General features: G+C 76.1%; 13 protein-coding genes. 12 read left to right on the forward strand and 1 reads right to left on the reverse strand.

What is annotated here, in order from left to right; all coding sequences use genetic code 11:
- Positions 1-202 precede the first annotated feature (202 nt).
- From AB0398_RS31720 to AB0398_RS31735, 4 genes are all read left to right on the forward strand, one after another.
- Positions 203-1,987: an N-acetylglutaminylglutamine amidotransferase gene (locus AB0398_RS31720; RefSeq protein ID WP_366379112.1), complete on the forward strand. Its 1,785-nt coding sequence runs from the start codon at positions 203-205 to the stop codon at positions 1,985-1,987.
- Complete coding sequence (locus AB0398_RS31725; RefSeq protein WP_366379113.1) at positions 1,960-4,134, forward strand: prolyl oligopeptidase family serine peptidase; 2,175 nt, start codon at positions 1,960-1,962, stop codon at positions 4,132-4,134. Before AB0398_RS31720 ends, AB0398_RS31725 begins: the two co-directional genes overlap by 28 nt.
- A 114-nt stretch (positions 4,135-4,248) precedes the next feature.
- A complete protein-coding gene (locus AB0398_RS31730; RefSeq protein ID WP_366379114.1) occupies positions 4,249-5,343 on the forward strand; it encodes a glutamate--cysteine ligase in 1,095 nt (364 codons plus the stop codon).
- Between the two features lie 151 nt (positions 5,344-5,494).
- Complete coding sequence (locus AB0398_RS31735) at positions 5,495-5,932, forward strand: hypothetical protein (RefSeq protein WP_366379115.1); 438 nt, start codon at positions 5,495-5,497, stop codon at positions 5,930-5,932.
- Positions 5,933-5,987: 55 nt separating this feature from the next.
- Here the strand turns inward: AB0398_RS31735 and AB0398_RS31740 are convergent, their stop codons facing one another.
- Positions 5,988-7,478 carry an alpha/beta fold hydrolase gene (locus AB0398_RS31740; protein ID WP_366379116.1) on the reverse strand — a complete coding sequence of 497 codons (1,491 nt, stop codon included), beginning with the start codon at positions 7,476-7,478 and terminating at the stop codon, positions 5,988-5,990.
- Between the two features lie 169 nt (positions 7,479-7,647).
- On the opposite strand from AB0398_RS31740, the gene AB0398_RS31745 reads away from it, so the two are divergent.
- From AB0398_RS31745 to AB0398_RS31780, 8 genes are all read left to right on the forward strand, one after another.
- Positions 7,648-8,562, forward strand: coding sequence for a MerR family transcriptional regulator (locus AB0398_RS31745; RefSeq protein WP_366379117.1), 915 nt, complete (start codon positions 7,648-7,650; stop codon positions 8,560-8,562).
- A gap of 227 nt (positions 8,563-8,789) precedes the next feature.
- Positions 8,790-9,557, forward strand: a complete 768-nt coding sequence (locus tag AB0398_RS31750) for a GntR family transcriptional regulator (RefSeq protein WP_366379118.1) — start codon at positions 8,790-8,792, stop codon at positions 9,555-9,557.
- A 37-nt stretch (positions 9,558-9,594) separates the two neighbouring features.
- Positions 9,595-9,822 (forward strand): ferredoxin family protein, encoded by a 228-nt coding sequence (locus AB0398_RS31755; protein ID WP_030313017.1) that lies wholly within the window; start codon positions 9,595-9,597, stop codon positions 9,820-9,822.
- A 14-nt stretch (positions 9,823-9,836) separates the two neighbouring features.
- Positions 9,837-11,183: an ABC transporter substrate-binding protein gene (locus AB0398_RS31760; protein ID WP_366379119.1), complete on the forward strand. Its 1,347-nt coding sequence runs from the start codon at positions 9,837-9,839 to the stop codon at positions 11,181-11,183.
- Positions 11,184-11,239: 56 nt separating this feature from the next.
- Positions 11,240-12,103 carry an ABC transporter permease gene (locus tag AB0398_RS31765; protein ID WP_366379127.1) on the forward strand — a complete coding sequence of 288 codons (864 nt, stop codon included), beginning with the start codon at positions 11,240-11,242 and terminating at the stop codon, positions 12,101-12,103.
- Positions 12,100-12,846, forward strand: a complete 747-nt coding sequence (locus AB0398_RS31770; protein ID WP_366379120.1) for an ABC transporter ATP-binding protein — start codon at positions 12,100-12,102, stop codon at positions 12,844-12,846. The genes AB0398_RS31765 and AB0398_RS31770 overlap by 4 nt, the downstream gene beginning before the upstream one ends.
- A gap of 56 nt (positions 12,847-12,902) precedes the next feature.
- On the forward strand, positions 12,903-15,650 hold the full coding sequence (locus AB0398_RS31775; protein ID WP_366379121.1) for a fumarate reductase/succinate dehydrogenase flavoprotein subunit: 2,748 nt from the start codon (positions 12,903-12,905) through the stop codon (positions 15,648-15,650).
- Between the two features lie 186 nt (positions 15,651-15,836).
- The gene (locus AB0398_RS31780) at positions 15,837-16,640 is read left to right on the forward strand and encodes a VOC family protein (protein WP_366379122.1); all 804 of its coding nucleotides are present in this window, start codon (positions 15,837-15,839) and stop codon (positions 16,638-16,640) included.
- Positions 16,641-17,004: the final 364 nt, after the last annotated feature.

Below are 17,004 nucleotides of genomic sequence, written 5' to 3' on the forward strand. Positions count from 1 at the left end.
TGACGCTCCGGAAGGCATGATCCCCGGCCGGACGGGCACTCGCCCTACGGAGCGGGTCGCCGCGCGCCCCGTACCGAGGGACGCACGGGCGCCTGCTCCCTGTCTTCGAGGAGTCTGCAGTGAGTGATGCACATGAGGTCGAGGAGGGCTGCGAGGCCCCGGACGCGCTGGGGGCGGCGGTGGCACGACGGACGGACGTGACATGTGCGGTCTGAGCGGTGAGATACGTTTCGACGACCGCAGGCCCGACGTGGCCGCGGTCGAGCGCATGACCGACCGGCTGGCGGCCCGCGGCCCGGACGGCCGGGGCGTCTGGTCGCAGGGCCCGGTGGCCCTGGGGCACCGCCGGCTGAAGATCATCGACCTGTCCGAGCGCGGCGCCCAGCCGATGGCGGACGCCGAGGCCCGGCTCACGGGCGTGTTCAACGGGTGCGTGTACAACTACCAAGAGCTCCGGCGGGAGCTGGAGACCCTGGGGCACCGGTTCTTCTCCACCTCGGACACCGAGGTGGTCCTCAAGGCGTACCACCAGTGGGGCGTCGACTGCGTCGACCGCTTCAAGGGCATGTTCGCGTTCGCCATAGTGGAGAACGACACCGGCAGGCTCGTCCTGGCCCGCGACCGGCTGGGCATCAAGCCGCTGTACCTGTCCCACACCCCCGGCCGGCTACGGTTCGCCTCCACCCTGCCCGCGCTGCTCGCGGGCGGCGACGTCGACACGACCCTGGACCCGGTCGCCCTGCACCAGTACCTGAGCTGGCACGCCACGGTGGCGGCCCCGCGGACCGTCCTCAACGGGGTGCGCAAGCTGCCGCCCGCCACGGTGCGCGTGGTGGAGCCGGACGGCACGTACCGCGACCGGGTCTACTGGCAGCCGTCGTACACCCGCCGCGACGAGCACGCGGGCATGGACGCGGCCGACTGGCGCGACGCCGTCCTGGACGCGCTGCGGACGGCGGTGCGCCGCCGGATGGTCGCCGACGTGCCGGTCGGCGTGCTGCTCTCCGGCGGGCTCGACTCGTCCCTGATCGTGGCGCTGCTCGCCGAGGAGGGCCAGCGGGACCTGGCGACGTTCAGCGTCGGTTTCGAGTCGGAGGGCGGCGAGGAGGGCGACGAGTTCGCGTACTCCGACCTGATCGCCCGGCGCTACGACACCGAGCACCACCAGCTGATGGTCCCCTCGGACCGGGTCTCGACCGCCCTGGAGAGCGCGGTCCTGGCCATGAGCGAGCCCATGATCAGCCATGACGTGGTCGCGTTCCACCTCCTGTCGGAGCTGGTCTCCAAGGAGGTGAGCGTCGTCCAGAGCGGCCAGGGCGCCGACGAGGTGTTCGCCGGATACCGCTGGTACCCGGACCTGGCGTCGGTGGCGCGCGAGCGGGAGCCGGAGAGATACGCGGAGGTGTACTTCGACCGTCCGCACTCCGACTTCGCCCGGATCCTCCAGCCGCACCTGCTGACCGGGCGGGACGAGTCCGGCCGGTTCGTCCACGAGCACATGGCCGCGCCGGGGGCCGAGACCGCGCTCGACGCGGCGCTGCGGCTCGACACCCACGTGATGCTGGTCGACGACCCGGTCAAGCGCGTGGACAACATGACCATGGACTGGGGCCTGGAGGCCCGGGTGCCGTTCCTGGACCACGAGCTGGTCGAGCTGGCGGCGGCCTGCCCGCCGGAGCTGAAGCTGGCCCAGGGCGGCAAGGGCGTCCTGAAGGACGCGGGCCGCAAGCTGCTGCCGCGCGAGGTCGTGGACCGGCCCAAGGGGTACTTCCCGGTGCCGGCCATCCGCCACATGGCGGGACCCGTCCTCGAACGGGTGCGTCAGGCGCTGTCCGCGCCGGAGGCACGCGCGCGGGGCGTCTTCCGGGACGAGTACGTCGCCGAGCTGCTCTCCGCCCCCGACCACCACCGGACGAAGCGAGGAGCGAACGCCCTGTGGCACGTAGCGTTGCTGGAGATATGGCTGCAGACGCACGGGATCGACTGATCGGGACGATGCCGTCGGCGCCCGTGCCGGTGCCGCCGGCCGGAGCGATGTCGGCGGCGCCCGTGCCGGTGCCGCTGGCCGACGCGGCCGGGAGCCGCGACACGCCCCGGCCGCTGGTCTCGCACGGCTGCTGGTACCCGTCCGCGGACCCCGCGGGCGAGTGGGTGGCGTTCATCTGCGACCGGACGGGCGTCCCCCAGCTGTGGACCGGGCTGACGAACGGCTCGGAGATCCACCTCCTCGACGCGGACCCCGATCCGGTCACGGAGGTGTCCTGGTCCCCCGACGGGCGGTGGATCGCCTACACGGTCGCCCCCGGGGGCGGCGAGCACACCCGTGTCCTGTGCGTACGGCCGGACGGCACCGGCCGCCGGATCGTGGCGGGCGCGGACGCGGGCAGCTCCGCCTATCTGGGCTGCTGGACGCGCGACGGCTCGGCCGTGGCGGTCACGGTGGCCGAGCCGCCGCCCCCGGCGGGCCGTGCGGCGGCCCTCCGGGAGCCGGCCGTCCCGGACCACGAGACGGCGTTCGGGGACCTGGCCGCGGGCTGGGCGGAGCGGGACGGCCCGGCCACGCTCCTGGGCGGCGCCGGGCACGGGGAGGTGGGCCGCCGGGACGGCGGCGGGCCGGACCACGGAGCGGGCGGCGTCCCGGGTCACGCGACGGACGGTCCGGACGGCGGGGTGAGCGGGCTCGACGGCAGGGTGCCGGACCGGCTGACCGCGTATCTGGTCGATCCCTCCGGGATCGGATCGCCCGTGCTCCTCGCCGCCGAGTCGGGGGCGGCGACGCTGCGGGTGTGCGACGTCAGCCAGGACGGGCGGTTCGCCCTGGTGCGCCGGGGCCCGCGCGGACGGCGGGAGGCGGTGGTGGTCCGCACGGCCGACCTCGCGACCGGTTCCGTCCTGCGGGTCGGCGACGGGGACCCCTGGATCGGGCGGTTCTCCCCGGACGGCCGCACCCTGTGGCTGCGGAGCGACCACGAGCGGCAGTTCGCGGCGCTCCTCGCGGCGGCGCTCGACGAGGACGGCGGGCGCCTCGGCCTGTCCGTGGTGGCCGAGCGCGGGGACAGCGACCTGGAGCTCCTCGCGTTCGCCGAGGACGGGCGCACGGCCGTGCTCGCGTGGAACGTGCGGGGCGCCACCGAGCTGGAGACCCTGAGCCTGTCCACGGCGGCCAGGCCCCGGGAGGTGCCGCTGCCGCACGAGGTGGTCACCCGGATCACCCGGGCCGGGCCCGCCGGGACGGTCCTCGCCGTGTCGGGTTCGCAGCGCCGTCCGGGCGTGTGGTGGGCCCCTCCGGGGGCGCCGTCGGCGCGCACGCCCTGGTCCTCCCGGGACGAGGACGCCGTGCCTCCGGGCCGGCCGCCCGTACGGCCCGTACCGCTGCGGCCGGTGGCCCGCGACGGGCTGCACCTGGGCGGCTGGTACTACCGGGCCCCCGGGCGCGACGCCGGACGCCCGGCCCCGTGCGTGATCCATCTGCACGGCGGGCCGGAGGAGCAGGAGCGGCCGGTGTTCGACCCGCTGTACCACGAGCTGCTCGGCCGGGGCCTGGACGTCTTCGCGCCCGACGTGCGCGGCTCGTCCGGCTGGGGGCGGTCCTTCGTGGACGCCGACCTCGGTACGGGGCGGTTCGCGGCGATCGACGACGTGGCCGACTGCGCGGCGCACGTGATCCTGGACGGCCTGGCCGATCCGACGCGCCTCGCGGTGATGGGGCGCTCGTACGGCGGCTATCTGACGATGGCGTCCCTCGTGTGGCACCCGGAGCTGTTCCGCACCGGGGTCGCGGTGTGCGGGATGTCGGACCTCGCGACGTTCTTCGCGGGGACGGAGCCGTGGATCGCCGAGTCGGCGGCGCACAAGTACGGGCATCCGGTGCGCGACCGGGAGCTGCTGCGCTCCCTGTCCCCCATGAGCCGGGTCGACGAGCTGCGCGTCCCGCTGCTCGCGGTGCACGGGGAGCACGACACGAACGTCCCGCCGGGCGAGTCCGAGCAGATGGTGCGCGCCGCGCGGGAGCGGGGCCTGCCGGCCGAGGTTCTCACGCTGCGTGACGAGGGGCACGAGTTCCGGCGGGCGGACAACCGGCGGCTGTTCCGCCGGACCGCCGCCGACTGGATGCAGCGGCACCTGGGCCACTGAGCGGGGGCGCTTCCCCTCACCGTCCGCAGCCGGGTGGTGTCCTCCGCGTGACCTGCGGAAAAGCGATGACCGCCGGACCGATTTCACCCCGCCGATCGGGGGTAGTCGGGGGGCATGATCACTATTGGGGTCGAGGAAGAGTACTTGCTGCTCGATCCGGACACATGCCTTCCGGTGCCGCTCGGTGACCAGGTGCGCGCGTCCGCCGGACTGCAGCCGCTCGTCGAGGGTTCCGAGGTCCAGTCGGAGCTGCTCCAGGCGCAGGTGGAGGTCGCCACGCCGGTCTGCACGGACCTGGAGGAGGTCGGCGGCCACCTGCTGCGCCTGCGGCACGCGCTGGGGATGGCGGCGGAGAAGAACGGCTGTCTGCTGGCCGCCTGCGCGACCGCCCCCTACCGGGAGGCGGCGCCCGTGCCGGTCACCCGGAAGGCCCGCTACCTGGCGATGTCCTCCCAGGCCCCGCAGCTCGTGGCCGAACAGCTGGTCAACGGGATGCACGTGCACGCGGCCGTGCCGGACCGCGAGATGGGCGTCGCCGTCCTGAGCCGCATCCGGGTCTGGCTGCCGGTCCTGGTGGCCATGTCGGCGAACTCGCCCCTGTGGGACGGCGGCGACACCGGGTTCGCGAGCTGGCGCACGGTGATCTTCGGCCGGTGGCCGGTCAGCGGTCCCCCGCCGCGCTTCACCTCGCTCGCGGACCACGAGGAGCGCGTGCAGTCGCTGCTCGACACCGGCATCATCGCCGACACCGGCCAGCTGTACTGGCAGGCCCGCCTGTCCGACCGGTACCCCACGGTCGAGGTGCGCTGCGCCGACGTCCAGCTCCGCGCCGACGAGGCGGTCATGTTCGCCGGGATCGTACGAGCCCTTGTCGCCACCGCGATCAACGAGGAGAAGGCCGGGATGCCGCTCCCCGACTGCTCGCCCGAGCTCCTCCAGGCGTCCAACTGGCACGCCGCCCGGCACGGTCTGAGCGGCCTCCTCGTCGATCCGGAGGGACGGTCGCGCCGGGCGGGCGACGTGATGTGCGCGCTGCTCGAACACATCACGCCCGCCCTCGACGAGTCCGGCGACACCCGTGAGGTGACCTCCCTGCTGCACCGGCTGCTCCAGGAGGGCACCTCGGCCGACCGCCAGCGCCGCGCCCTGGCCGAGGGCGGCCTCCCCGGCCTCGTCGAACTGATCACCACGGAGACGGTCGCCCCCTGACCCCGCTCCGCGCACCGCCTGCCCCCCTTTCGCGCGCCGCCGGCCGACCGGCGGCGCGCCGTCACGTCTTCCCCGCGCCCGGGCGGGCCCGCCCGCCGACGACGGGGAAAACCCCTGTCGGCGCGGGCGGCGCCCGCCCTACCGTGAACCCATGCAGCGGCACCGCAGACGTGATCGGCGCCCCGCTCCCCGGGGGCGGGGGGCGGGTGCCCCGCCGGCCGCCGCGCCCTTCGCCGTCGCGGGGGCCGACGTCGTGCTCGTCGGGTACTTCTCCGCCCGGCAGCGGGACTTCGCCGCCCTGATGGACGCGGCGGCGGCCGGCCTGGCGGACCGGGGCGCCCGGGTCGTGGCGCGTGCCGTGCAGCGCCGCGGCGTCTCCCGCGGCGGGGCGGCGAAGACGGCCCTGCCGCTCTCCCCGCGGACGCTCCTGAGCGGCGGGAAGGTCCGCGAGGTGGCGGAGGTCCGCGAGCGGACGGGGGCCGACGCGGTGGTCTTCCTGAATCCGCTGACGCCCCGTCAGCGGGACGTCCTGACGGGCTGCCCCGGCTGCCCGGTCGTCAGTCTCGCGGTGGCCCCGCCGCAGGTCTGACCGGCACCTCCGACGCGCACGGTCGCCGCCCCGTCCCCGTACGTACGCGCATCCGTCACTCCTCAAGGAGCGCGAGCACCGCCGTCATCGCCCGCTCGACGGCCCCGGCCGACTCCTCGGTGGGGTCGAGCAGTTCGAAGCCGTGGCGGCCGTGGGGCACGTCGACGGTCTCGACGCGGGCCCCGCGCTTCCCGGCGGCGGTCAGGAACTCCTCGACCGTCGCCGCGATCGCCTGGTGCTCCCGGCCCGCCCGGGTCAGGACCACCGGCGGCCCGTCCGCCGTGCCCACCGCGTCGACCGGGCGGAAGCGGGGCTCCACCGCCTCCCAGCCGGGCAGCGGCGCGAGCATCGGGTAGGTGGCGGCCACGCACCGCAGCCACGGCGGGGGCGCGGCGAGCCAGTCCGCCGCGAGGAGCCCGCCGCCGGAGAAGAACCAGAGCGCGATCCGCTCCCCGTCGACGCGCGGGTCGGCGCGGACGAGTGCGACGGCGCCGGCGAGGTCCTCGGCGGCGCGGGCGTAGTCGGTGAGCGCGTGGAGCCGGTGGTCCGGGGTGGCGCCGACGACGCCCGCGCCGGCCGCGAGGCGTCCGTACCCCTGGAGGAACGGCGTGTCGCGCGGGGTGGGCCGCTGGTCGGGGTCGACCGGGCCGCCGTGGACGAAGACGATCGCCGGCCGGGGCCCCTCGGCGTCCGGGAGGTGGAGATCGACCCGGCCGTGCCGTTCGCGCGGGGCCTCGGGGACGTCCCGTACGCCTTCGAGGAAGGGCCGGAGGTGCGTCGGCCGCTCGTCCGCGGGCGCGGTCACCCGGCGGCCCTCGCCCGCCGCGGCGCGGAGCAGGGTCTCCGCGAGCGCGGCGGGCGCGGAGAGCATCGGCCAGTGTCCGGTGGCGAGTTCGAGGAAGCGGATCCGGTCGTCGGCCAGCGCGCGGAACCGGTGCGGGCCCGACTCCACCAGCATCTCGACCATGGCGACGGTCGACCCGGCGGCCGTGCACAGGACGCCGGTGACCGGCAGGGCGGAGGCCGCCCCGGTCAGGCGGAGCGGTGCGGTGAGCGTGGCGGCCGGCTGGGGCGCGGCGAGGCGCTCCAGGCGTACGAGGGCGTCCTCGGGGACGCCTTCGAGGCCGCCCCAGCGGGACCGGGTCTCCCGCGTCGGCGGCGGGACCCGCCCGTCCGCGTCGGCCCGGCCCCCGGCGTCGGGCACGGAGCGCTCGGCCGGCTCCCCGTCCTGCGGCAGGAGCGTGTCCAGGGCGACGATCCGGGCGACCCGCCCGGGCCGCCGGTCGGCGGCGCCGAGCACCGGGTGCAGCCCGTACCCGTGGCCCACGAGGACCACCTCGGCCGCCGCGAGACCGTCGATCAGCCGCACCAGGTCCTCGACGTGCGTCTCCAGGCCGGTGCCGTCACCGGCCTCCTCGCGCCGGTCGCCCATGCCGGTCAGGGTCACCGGGTGCGCCTCGGCACCCGCCCTGCCGAGCAGGACCGCCGTCTCCTCCCACACCCAGCCACCGGTGAAGCTGCCCGCCACCAGTACGAACGTCGTCATGCGCGTCTCCTCGCCCTCTCCGTGACCGTGTCGCCGCCCCGACGCTAGGAGCTCCCCCTGCGGGAGGTTCAAGGACCGCCACCGGCGACCCCGTCGGAGCGGCGGCCCCGGTCCGGCGTCAGAATGGGGTGCTCGTGGATGGTCGGTCTCCTCCGGGGAGGTGCGTGTCGTGGTGGCCGACGGCCTGTGGAGCATCGGGGAGTTGGCGGTCCGCGCGGGCGTCACCGTCAAGACCGTGCGGTACTACTCCGATCGCGGCCTGTTGCCCGAGGCGGCCCGCAGCTCCGGCGGGCACCGCCGGTACGGGCCGGGGGCGCTCGACCGGCTCCGGCTGATCCGCTCCCTGCGCGCGCTCGACCTGCCGGTGCCCGAGGTGGAACGGGTCCTCGACCGGGACGGGGTGCCGGCGGAGGTCCTCGCGGACCGGCTGCGGGACGTCGGCTCCCGGCTGGCCGCGCTGCGCTGGCAGGAGGCCGCCCTGCGGTCGCTCCAGGAGTGCCCCGCCGGGGAGCGCGCGGAGCGGGCGCGGCTGCTCGGCGCCGTGCCCGCGCCGCCCGACACGGACGCCCTGGTCCGGTTCTGGCGCCGGATCCTGCCCGTGCGCCTTCCGGGGCGGGTGGTGTCCCTGGTCCTGGACGCGGTGGTGCCGCCGCCCCCGGCGGAGCCGAGCCCCGCGCGCGTCCTGGACTTCGCCCGGCTGCACGCGCTCGTCTCCGGCCCGCTCCCCGGCAGTGCCGAGTGCCGGCGGGCGCAGCCGCTGCCGGAGGGGGCGTACCGGCCGGACGTCCTGTACGAGGGCCTGACCGAGGCGTACGCGCTCGCCGAGGCGGAGAAGCGGACGGGGCGGACCGGCGGGGCCCTGGAGTGCTTCGTCTCGGCGTACGCCACCGCGCAGGGCGTCCGGGACACCCCGGACTTCCGGCGCGGCCTCGTCCCGGTCCTCGCCCGGAGCGACAGCGCCCTGATCCGGCGCTACTGGAAACTCGCCGACGGCCTGTTCGGCCCGGGCGAGCCGGTCCTCGGCGTCCTCCACCACCGGCTCTCCGTCGCCCTGCGGCACGAGGTCGACGGACACGCGGTCTGACGGACCCGGGCCCACGACGCGTCACCGGGTCCGGATCCACCGTGCGGCCCGGCCCCGGCCCCCGATCCGCATCGTGGGCCGCCAGGCGTCCACGTACTGGGCGACCGGGTGGCGGAACTCCCCGCCCCGCCGACGTATCCGCTGGTCAGAGGCGTGTGGAAGGGGCGTCAGGTGGCGCAATGTTGTGGCAACACCACCGGGGCCGGTCCGCCGCTACGTTCCGTGTCATGCCCGCCGAACCCGCTCCCGCCGCCCGCCCCGTCGCCGCCGCCCGTCGCCGGCGCCTCCGGGCGGACCGGGCGCGGCAGCTCGCCGACCTGCTGCGCCACCAGATCCTGGCGGGCGGCTTCCCCGGCGGGGTCCTGCCCCTGGAGGACGTCATCGCGGCCGACTACCGGGCCAGCCGGAACACCGTGCGGCAGGCCCTGGACCTGCTGCGCGGCGAGCAGCTGGTCGACCGGCAGCCGGGGGTCGGCACGGTGGTGGTCTGCGAGAAGTACCCGCACGGCCTGGACCGGCTCCAGGGGCTCGCCGAGACCCTGCACGAGCACGGGCGGGTCACCAACGAGGTGCGGACCGTGGGGCCGGTCGGGGCGCCCGGCCCGGTGGCCCACCGGCTCGGCCTTCCCGACCACTCCGACGTGCTCTGCATCGAGCGGCTGCGGCGGCTCAACGGCCTGCCGCTCTCCCTGGACCTGTCCTATCTGCCGATGGACATCGGGGCCGAACTCCTCGGCTGCGACCTGGAGAACACGGACGTCTTCCGGCTCCTGGAGCAGCTGACCGGTTCCCCGCTCGGACACGCGGAGATCACCCTGGAGGCCGTCAACGCCGACGCGCACTCCGCCGCCGTGCTCCAGGCCCCGCGCGGAGCGGCCGTCCTGATGCTGGAGCGGCTGACGTGCCTGCCCGACGGCCGGCCGGTGGACCTGGAGTTCATCCGCTTCCGCGGCGACCGCATCACCATGAGCGGCGTCCTGCGCCGCGCCCTCTGAGCCCTGACGACACACCACCCGTTCCCTGGAGACAGCCATGCCCCTGGTCCCCCAGCGCGCCGACGTGCCCGTGACCATCGACGAGTCGAAGTGCATCGACGGCTGCACGCTCTGCGTCGACATGTGTCCGCTCGACTCGCTCGCGATCCGCGAGGAGGACGGCAAGGCGTACATGCACGTCGACGAGTGCTGGTACTGCGGCCCGTGCGCGGCGCGCTGCCCCACCGGCGCGGTCACCGTCAACATGCCCTACCTGCTCCGGTGAAAGGCCGAACCACCATGCCAACGAAGAGAGTCGCCCTTCCGCTCGCGCTGCTCCTGCTGCCGTTCGCCACCGCCTGCGGGTCCGGCGCCGGCGGCGGGGCGGGGGCGAAGTCGGTCACGGTGACCGTCGGCTACCAGTCGAAGACCATCAACACCGTCACCGCCGGCACCCTGCTGCGCTCCCTCGGCTACTTCGAGGAGGAGCTCGCGGCGCAGGGCCGCAAGGACGGGGTCGCCTACCGGGTGGACTGGCAGGACTACGCGACCGGGGCCCCGATCACCGCGCAGATGACGGCGGGGAAGATCGACATCGGTTCGATGGGCGACTTCCCGCTGCTGCTCAACGCGGCGCGCGGCAAGCAGCTGAAGCAGCCGACGCGGCTGGTTTCGGTGACCGGCTACAACCTGCGCGGCGGCCTCAACACCGTGGTGACCGCGCCGGGTTCGCCGCTGCGGTCGCTGGCGGACCTGAAGGGCCGCAAGGTGTCCACCAGCGTCGGTTCGGCCGCCGACGGCACCCTGGTCCGGGCGCTCCAGCGGGCCGGTCTCGATCCGGCGAAGGACGTGCGGAAGCTCAACCAGCAGCCGAGCGTGGGCGCTTCGGCCCTGGCGGCGGGCAGCGTCGACGCGCTGTCCCAGTTCGTCGCCTGGCCCGGACTGCTCGCCTTCCAGGGCAGGGCGACGGCGCTGTACGACGGGGCCGAGCTGGACCTGCCGACCTTCCACGGCGTCACCGTGCGCGAGAGGTTCGCGAAGGAGCGGCCGGCGGTGCTCGACGCGTTCCTGCGCGCGCAGCGGCGGGCCACGGACGAGCTGCGCGCCCGGCCGGTCGCGTCCGCCGAGTCGGTGGCGAAGGAGACCGGGCTGCCCGCCGAGGTGGTCTACCTCTACAACGGCGCCCGGGGCATCGCCACCTTCGACCCGGCGCTCCGCCCCGAGCTGGTCGCCGCGCTCAAGGAGGACGTGCCGGTCCTGGCGGCGGCAGGCCTGGTGAAGGAGGTCGACGTGAACGCGTTCGTCGACCCGGCCCCGCTGGAGCGGGCGGTGCCGGGCGCCGCGTACCCGGAGGCCACCGCCCCGAAGCCGGAGCTGTGGCTGAAGGGGCAGGGCGCGACCCGTGCGTTCGACGGTCCCGGCGCCCTCCTGAAGGCGGTCCGGGAGGCAGGGGCGGGCCGGGTGCGGGCCGCGTACGTGCCGGACGCGGTGACCGGGACGCCCTGGTTCGCGGACCGGGCGGTGTGGGTGCGGGACGGCGGCGAGTGGCGCGCCTTCGTGACCCGGGCGGGTGCGGAGCGGTACGTCGCCGGTCACCCCGGTTCCCGGATCACCGGGTACGCGGAGGCCGTGGGGGCGGCGTCGTGAGCGCGGGACGGCCCCCGTCCGCGGGCACGGGCCGCCGCGCGGCCCCGTCGCCCGCGGTGCGCCGGCTGGTCCGGATCGCCTCGCCGCTCGCGGCCCTCGGCCTGTGGCAGCTCCTGACCTCCCTGGACGTCAACCTGTGGCTGCGGTTCGAGCAGTTCCCCACGGTCGTGGAGGTCGCCTCCGCGTTCGCCGACCGGGTCGGCACCGGGGCGTACTGGCAGGACCTCGGCCACAGTCTGCGCCGGATCACGGTCGGCTTCCTCCTGGCGGCGGTCCTCGGGGTGGCGGCCGGGACGGCCGTGGCCCGGTCCCGGTGGGCCGCCGACGTCCTGGGCCCGCTGGTGGAGGCGGTGCGGCCGATCCCGGCCATCGCCCTGGTCCCGGTCGCGATCCTGCTGCTGCCCACGAACGAGCAGGGCATCGTCTTCATCACCTGCGCCGCCGCCCTCTTCCCGGTCCTCGTGTCGACCCGGCACGCGGTGCGGGCCCTGAGCCCGGTGTGGGAGGAGGCGGTGCTGACCATGGGCGGGAGCCGGGCCCGGGTGCTGTTCTCGGTGGTCCTGCCGGGCGCTCTGCCGGGAATCTTCGGCGGCCTGTCCGTGGGGATCGGCGTCTCGTGGATCTGTGTGATCTCGGCGGAGATGATCTCCGGCGAGTACGGGGTGGGCTACCGCACCTGGCAGGACTACACGGTCGTCGACTACCCCGGGGTCTTCGTCGGCATGGCCACCATCGGCGCCCTCGGCTGGCTCACCTCCACCGCCGTGGAGACGCTCGGCCGCCGGGTCACCGCCTGGCTGCCGCGCCCGGCCGAGCGGGGCGCCGGGCCCGGCCGTACGGCGGTCGCCCCGGCCCCCGCCGCCCCCGCCCGCACGCCCTCCCGTTCCGTACCCCTGCCCGAGAAGGAGCCGGTGCCATGAGCGCCACGAGCACGGCGAACACCATGGGCGCGGAACTCGCCCTGCGCGGAGTCCGGTTGGGCCATCCGGACGGGTCCGCCGTGTCCGGCCCCGTGGAGCTGCGGATCGCGCCCGGCGAACTCCTCGCCGTCGTCGGCCCCTCCGGCTGCGGCAAGACGACCCTGCTGCGCACGCTCGCCGGGCTGCTGCCGCCCCTGGAGGGGCGGGTCACGCGGGACGGGGAGCCGGTGCGCGGGCCCGGCGCCGACCGGGCGCTCGTCTTCCAGCACGACGCCCTGCTGCCGTGGCGGACGGTCCGCGCCAACGTGGAGCTGCCGCTCGCGATCCGCCGGGTCCCCCGGGCCGGGCGGCGCCGTGCGGCGGAGGAGTGGCTGGAGCGGGTCGGGCTCGCCGGGCACGCCGCCAGGCTGCCGCACCAGCTGTCCGGCGGGCAGCGGCAGCGGGTCCAGCTCGCCCGCGCCCTGGCCGGCCGGCCCCGCGCGGTCCTGATGGACGAGCCGTTCGGCGCGCTCGACGCGCACACCCGGGCCGGGATGCAGGACCTCCTGGTGGAGATCCTGCGCGGGACGGGCGCGACCGTCGTCTTCGTCACGCACGACGTGGACGAGGCGCTCCACCTCGGCGACCGGATCGCCCTGTTCGCGTCCGGCGAGGTCCTGGACGTCCCGCACCCCCGCGCGCGGGAGGCCCTGCACGCGCCCGCGACGGCCGCGCTGCGCCGCCGCGTCCTCGACTCCCTCTGACTGAAGCCCCCGGCCGGCCCCGCCGGACCCCTGTACGCACCTCGAAAGGCTCCTCCGTGGACACCCCCCTGACCGTCCCCGATCCCGCCGGCGCAACCGAGCTCTCCTGCGACGTGCTCGTGGTCGGCGGCGGGACCGCCGGCACGATGGCCGCGCTGACCGCCGCCGGGCGCGGGGCGAACGTGCTGCTCCTGGAGAAGGCGCACGTCCGGCACTCCGGCGCCCTCGCCATGGGGATGGACGGCGTCAACAACGCGGTCGTGCCGGGCCGCGCCGAACCGGACGACTACGTCGCCGAGATCACCCGCGCCAACGACGGCCTCGTGGACCAGTCCACCGTCCGGCAGACGGCGACCCGGGGCTTCGCGATGGTGCGGCGCCTGGAGTCGTACGGGGTGAAGTTCGAGAAGGACGAGCACGGCGAGTACGCGGTCCGGCAGGTGCACCGGTCCGGTTCGTACGTGCTGCCGATGCCGGAGGGCAAGGACGTCAAGAAGGTCCTCTACCGGCAGCTGCGGCGGCGCGAGATGCGGGAGCGGATCCGGATCGAGAACCGGGTGATGCCGGTCCGGGTGCTCACCCACCCGGACGACGGGCGGGCCGTCGGCGTCGCCGGATTCCGCACCCGCACGGGCGAGTTCGTCCTCGTACGGGCCGGGGCCGTGATCCTGGCGACGGGCGCCTGCGGGCGGCTCGGGCTGCCCGCGTCGGGCTATCTGTACGGCACGTACGAGAACCCGACGAACGCGGGCGACGGCTACGCGATGGCGTACCACGCGGGCGCGGCGCTCACCGGGATCGAGTGCTTCCAGGTGAATCCGCTGATCAAGGACTACAACGGTCCGGCGTGCGCCTACGTCGCCAACCCGTTCGGCGGGTACCAGGTGAACCGGCACGGCGAGCGGTTCGTGGAGTCGGACTACTGGTCGGGGCAGATGATGGCCGAGTTCGCGGCCGAACTCGCCTCGGACCGGGGGCCGGTGTACCTGAAGCTGAGCCACCTTCCCGAGGAGACCGTCGGCGCGGTCGAGTCGATCCTGCACACCACGGAGCGCCCCACCCGGGGCACGTTCCACGAGGGGCGCGGCCACGACTACCGGACGCACGACATCGAGATGCACATCTCCGAGATCGGTCTGTGCGGGGGCCATTCGGCCTCGGGGGTACGGGTGGACGCGCACGCCCGGACGACCGTGCCCCGGCTGTACGCGGCCGGCGACCTCGCCTCCGTACCGCACAACTACATGATCGGCGCGTTCGTCTTCGGCGACCTGGCGGGCGAGGACGCGGCGAAGTACACGGCGTACGAGGGGGAGATGGACCGGCAGCAGGTCCTGGACGCGCACGAGTTGATCTACCGGCCGCTGCGGAACCCGTCCGGCCCTCCGCAGCCGCAGGTCGAGTACAAGCTGCGGCGGTTCGTCAACGACTACGTGGCGCCGCCGAAGACGGGCGCGAAGCTCTCCCTGGCGGTGGAGGCGTTCGACCGGATGTCCCGGGAGATCGCCGGGATGGGGGCGCGCACGGCCCACGAGCTGATGCGGTGCGCGGAGGTGTCGTTCATCCGGGACTGCGCGGAGATGGCGGCGCGGGCCTCGCTGGCCCGGACGGAGTCGCGGTGGGGGCTCTACCACGAGCGGCTCGACCACCCGGAGCGGGACGACGCGGACTGGCTGCACCACCTGGACCTGCGCAAGTCCCCTTCGGGGGCGATGGAGTTCACGGCGCGGCCGGTGGAGCCGTACCTGGTGCCGGTGCCGGAGTTCGCGCCGCCCGGCGGCCCCGAGCGGCACCTGGGCGAGGTGGAGCTGGTGCCGGTGGCCACGGCGGGGCCCCGGGAGGCGGTCCCGGCGGCGCGGCCGGTCGGGGACGCGGCCGGCACGGCGGCGGAGGGTCCGGCGGAAGGGGCCCCCGCGGCGCCCTCTCCCCGGCTCCTCGAACTGCTCGGGCTCGTCGAGGACTCCCCCGGTCTCGATGTGCTCGGCCCCTACCTGGAGGACGCCGATCCGGCGGTGCGGGCCGCCGCCGTCACCGCCCTCGGGGAGACCGCTCCGGCCGGGACCGGTCCGGCGCTCGCCGCGCGGCTGCGGGACGGCTCGCCCCGGGTGCGGGCCGCCGCCTCGGCGGCGCTGCGCGAGCTGGTCGAGGTGCTGCCGGCGGAGCCGGTGCTCGGGGACGGCCTGCGGGAGGCCCTCGACGTGCCCGATCCGGCCGTGCGGACCGCCGCGCTCGATGTCCTGCGGGCACTGCGGCTCGGGGACGCCCCGCTGTACGCGGCGGCGCTCGCCGACCCGGAGGTGGACGTACGGGTCGGGGCCGTCCGGGCCCTGGTCTCGGTGGACGCGGTCGCGGAGCTGGCGCGGGCGGCGGCCGACCCGGCGCGCGAGGTGCGGGTCGCGGTGGCCCGGGGCCTCGCGGCCGTGCGGGACCCCCGGCCCGGTCCGCTCGCGCCGCTGCTCGACGACCCCGATCCGCTGGTCGGGGGCGCGGCCCTGGCCGCCCTGGCCGGCGCCGGCTGCCCGCCGGAGTACGCGGCGCGGGCCGCCGCCGCGCTCGGTGCCCCCGCCTGGCAGGTGCGGGCCGGGGCGGCGACCGCGCTCCGGGCGGCACCGGCCGGCCTCGCCGTGCCGGCCCTGGCGCCGGTGCTCGCGGACCCGAACGCGGACGTGCGGAAGGCGGCCGTCCTCTCGCTCCTCGCCCACCGGGACGACCCGGCGGCCCGGACCACCCTGGCCGGGGCGGCCGACGATCCCGACGCGGACGTCCGCGCCTACGCGGCCCGGGCGGCGCACGCGGTCCACTGAGTGCGCCGGATCCGTTCCGTCACCGCCCCGTCTCCCCCTCGGCCGGGTGGTGATCGGCGGCACGTGGGTGAATCCGCGCATGGGGACCGGCGGGGCGGGGAAGGGGCGCACGGCGCACTCTGGACGCAGGGGGCACTCTGGTGGACGGACACGCTCTGGACGCAGGACGACGAGGAGGTGGCGCCGGTGGCGGGGCCGACGACCGGAGAGACCATGGGGGCTCCCTGCTGGCTGAACCTGTCCGCACGTGATCTCGGTACGGCGGAGCGGTTCTACGGGGCCGTACTGGGCTGGACGTTCCGGCGCGGAGCCCTCGGCGACGCGTACGTGGTGGGCGAGCGGGACGGGGTGCCGGTGGCCGGGATCGCGGCCGTGGCGGCGGAGATGCAGGTGCCGGTGGCCTGGACGGTCTTCTTCGCCGTCGACGACGCCGACGCGGCGGTCGCGCGGATCCGGGAGCGCGGCGGCACCGTCGGCGTGGGCCCGGTCGCGTTTCCGCCCCGAGGCCGCGCGGCGCTCGCCACCGACCCGGAGGGCGCGGCGTTCGCGGTCTGGGAGGGGCGGCGGGTGTCGCGCTGGGAGATCGGCGAGCGGAAGGCGCCGGCCTGGGTGGAGCTGCACACCCGCAACGCGTTCGACGCGGCCGTGTTCTACGGCGGGGTGCTCAAGTGGGCGGACGGCAGTCCGAACTGCTGCGAGGTGTCGTACGAGGACGACCAGGTGGTCCTGCGGCACGACGGCGAGGCCGTCGCCCGGCTGAACAGCGGCCCGGTCGAGTCCGCCTCCCCCAGGCCGCAGCTCCGGCCGCGCTGGCTCGTGCGCTTCCGGGTGCGGGATCTGGAGGCGGCGGAGGCGGCCGCCCTGGAGCACGGCGGCTCGGTGGTGCCGGGCGGCGAGTGGGGCGGGGTGCGCGAGCCGGACGGCGGCGTGCGGCGCGCGGTGGTGCGGGACCCGGACGGGGCGCTGTTCACGCTGGAGGCGGAGGGCTGAGGGGCGGGGGCGTACCCCCTGGGTGTCCGTGAGGGCCCCGCTGACCGTGTGTTCCACGGTCAGCGGGGCCCTTCGGCGTCCGGCGGGCCGCCTCTGCGACCGGCCCGCCGGACGGGCGGGCGGTGGCGGCGGGGGGTGCGTCCCCCACGGGGCCGCGACGGGGCCGCCCGGGGGGGGGGTGAGGGGGGGGCCGCGGCTTACGCCCCGCGCGGGGGGGGGGGGCCGCCGGCGCGGGCGGGGGGGGGGGGGCCGGGCGCGCGCGGGGGGGGGTCGCCCCCGGGGCCCCCCCCCCGGGCCGGGGCCCCCGCACCCCCCGGGGCGGGGCGGGCCGGGGCGGGGCCCCCCGGGCCCCCCGGGCGCGCAC

This window comes from Streptomyces sp. NPDC086147, from assembly GCF_040702165.1.
In the GTDB taxonomy this organism is placed as follows: Bacteria; Actinomycetota; Actinomycetes; order Streptomycetales; family Streptomycetaceae; genus Streptomyces.

Bases quoted from the DNA above. Each gene is read 5' to 3' on its own strand.
- AB0398_RS31720 (WP_366379112.1), top strand. From the start codon at position 203: ATGTGCGGTCTGAGCGGTGAGATACGTTTCGACGACCGCAGGCCCGAC.
- AB0398_RS31725 (WP_366379113.1), top strand. From the start codon at position 1,960: ATGGCTGCAGACGCACGGGATCGACTGATCGGGACGATGCCGTCGGCG.
- AB0398_RS31730 (WP_366379114.1), top strand. From the start codon at position 4,249: ATGATCACTATTGGGGTCGAGGAAGAGTACTTGCTGCTCGATCCGGAC.
- AB0398_RS31735 (WP_366379115.1), top strand. From the start codon at position 5,495: ATGCAGCGGCACCGCAGACGTGATCGGCGCCCCGCTCCCCGGGGGCGG.
- AB0398_RS31740 (WP_366379116.1), bottom strand. From the start codon at position 7,478: ATGACGACGTTCGTACTGGTGGCGGGCAGCTTCACCGGTGGCTGGGTG.
- AB0398_RS31750 (WP_366379118.1), top strand. From the start codon at position 8,790: ATGCCCGCCGAACCCGCTCCCGCCGCCCGCCCCGTCGCCGCCGCCCGT.
- AB0398_RS31755 (WP_030313017.1), top strand. From the start codon at position 9,595: ATGCCCCTGGTCCCCCAGCGCGCCGACGTGCCCGTGACCATCGACGAG.
- AB0398_RS31760 (WP_366379119.1), top strand. From the start codon at position 9,837: ATGCCAACGAAGAGAGTCGCCCTTCCGCTCGCGCTGCTCCTGCTGCCG.
- AB0398_RS31770 (WP_366379120.1), top strand. From the start codon at position 12,100: ATGAGCGCCACGAGCACGGCGAACACCATGGGCGCGGAACTCGCCCTG.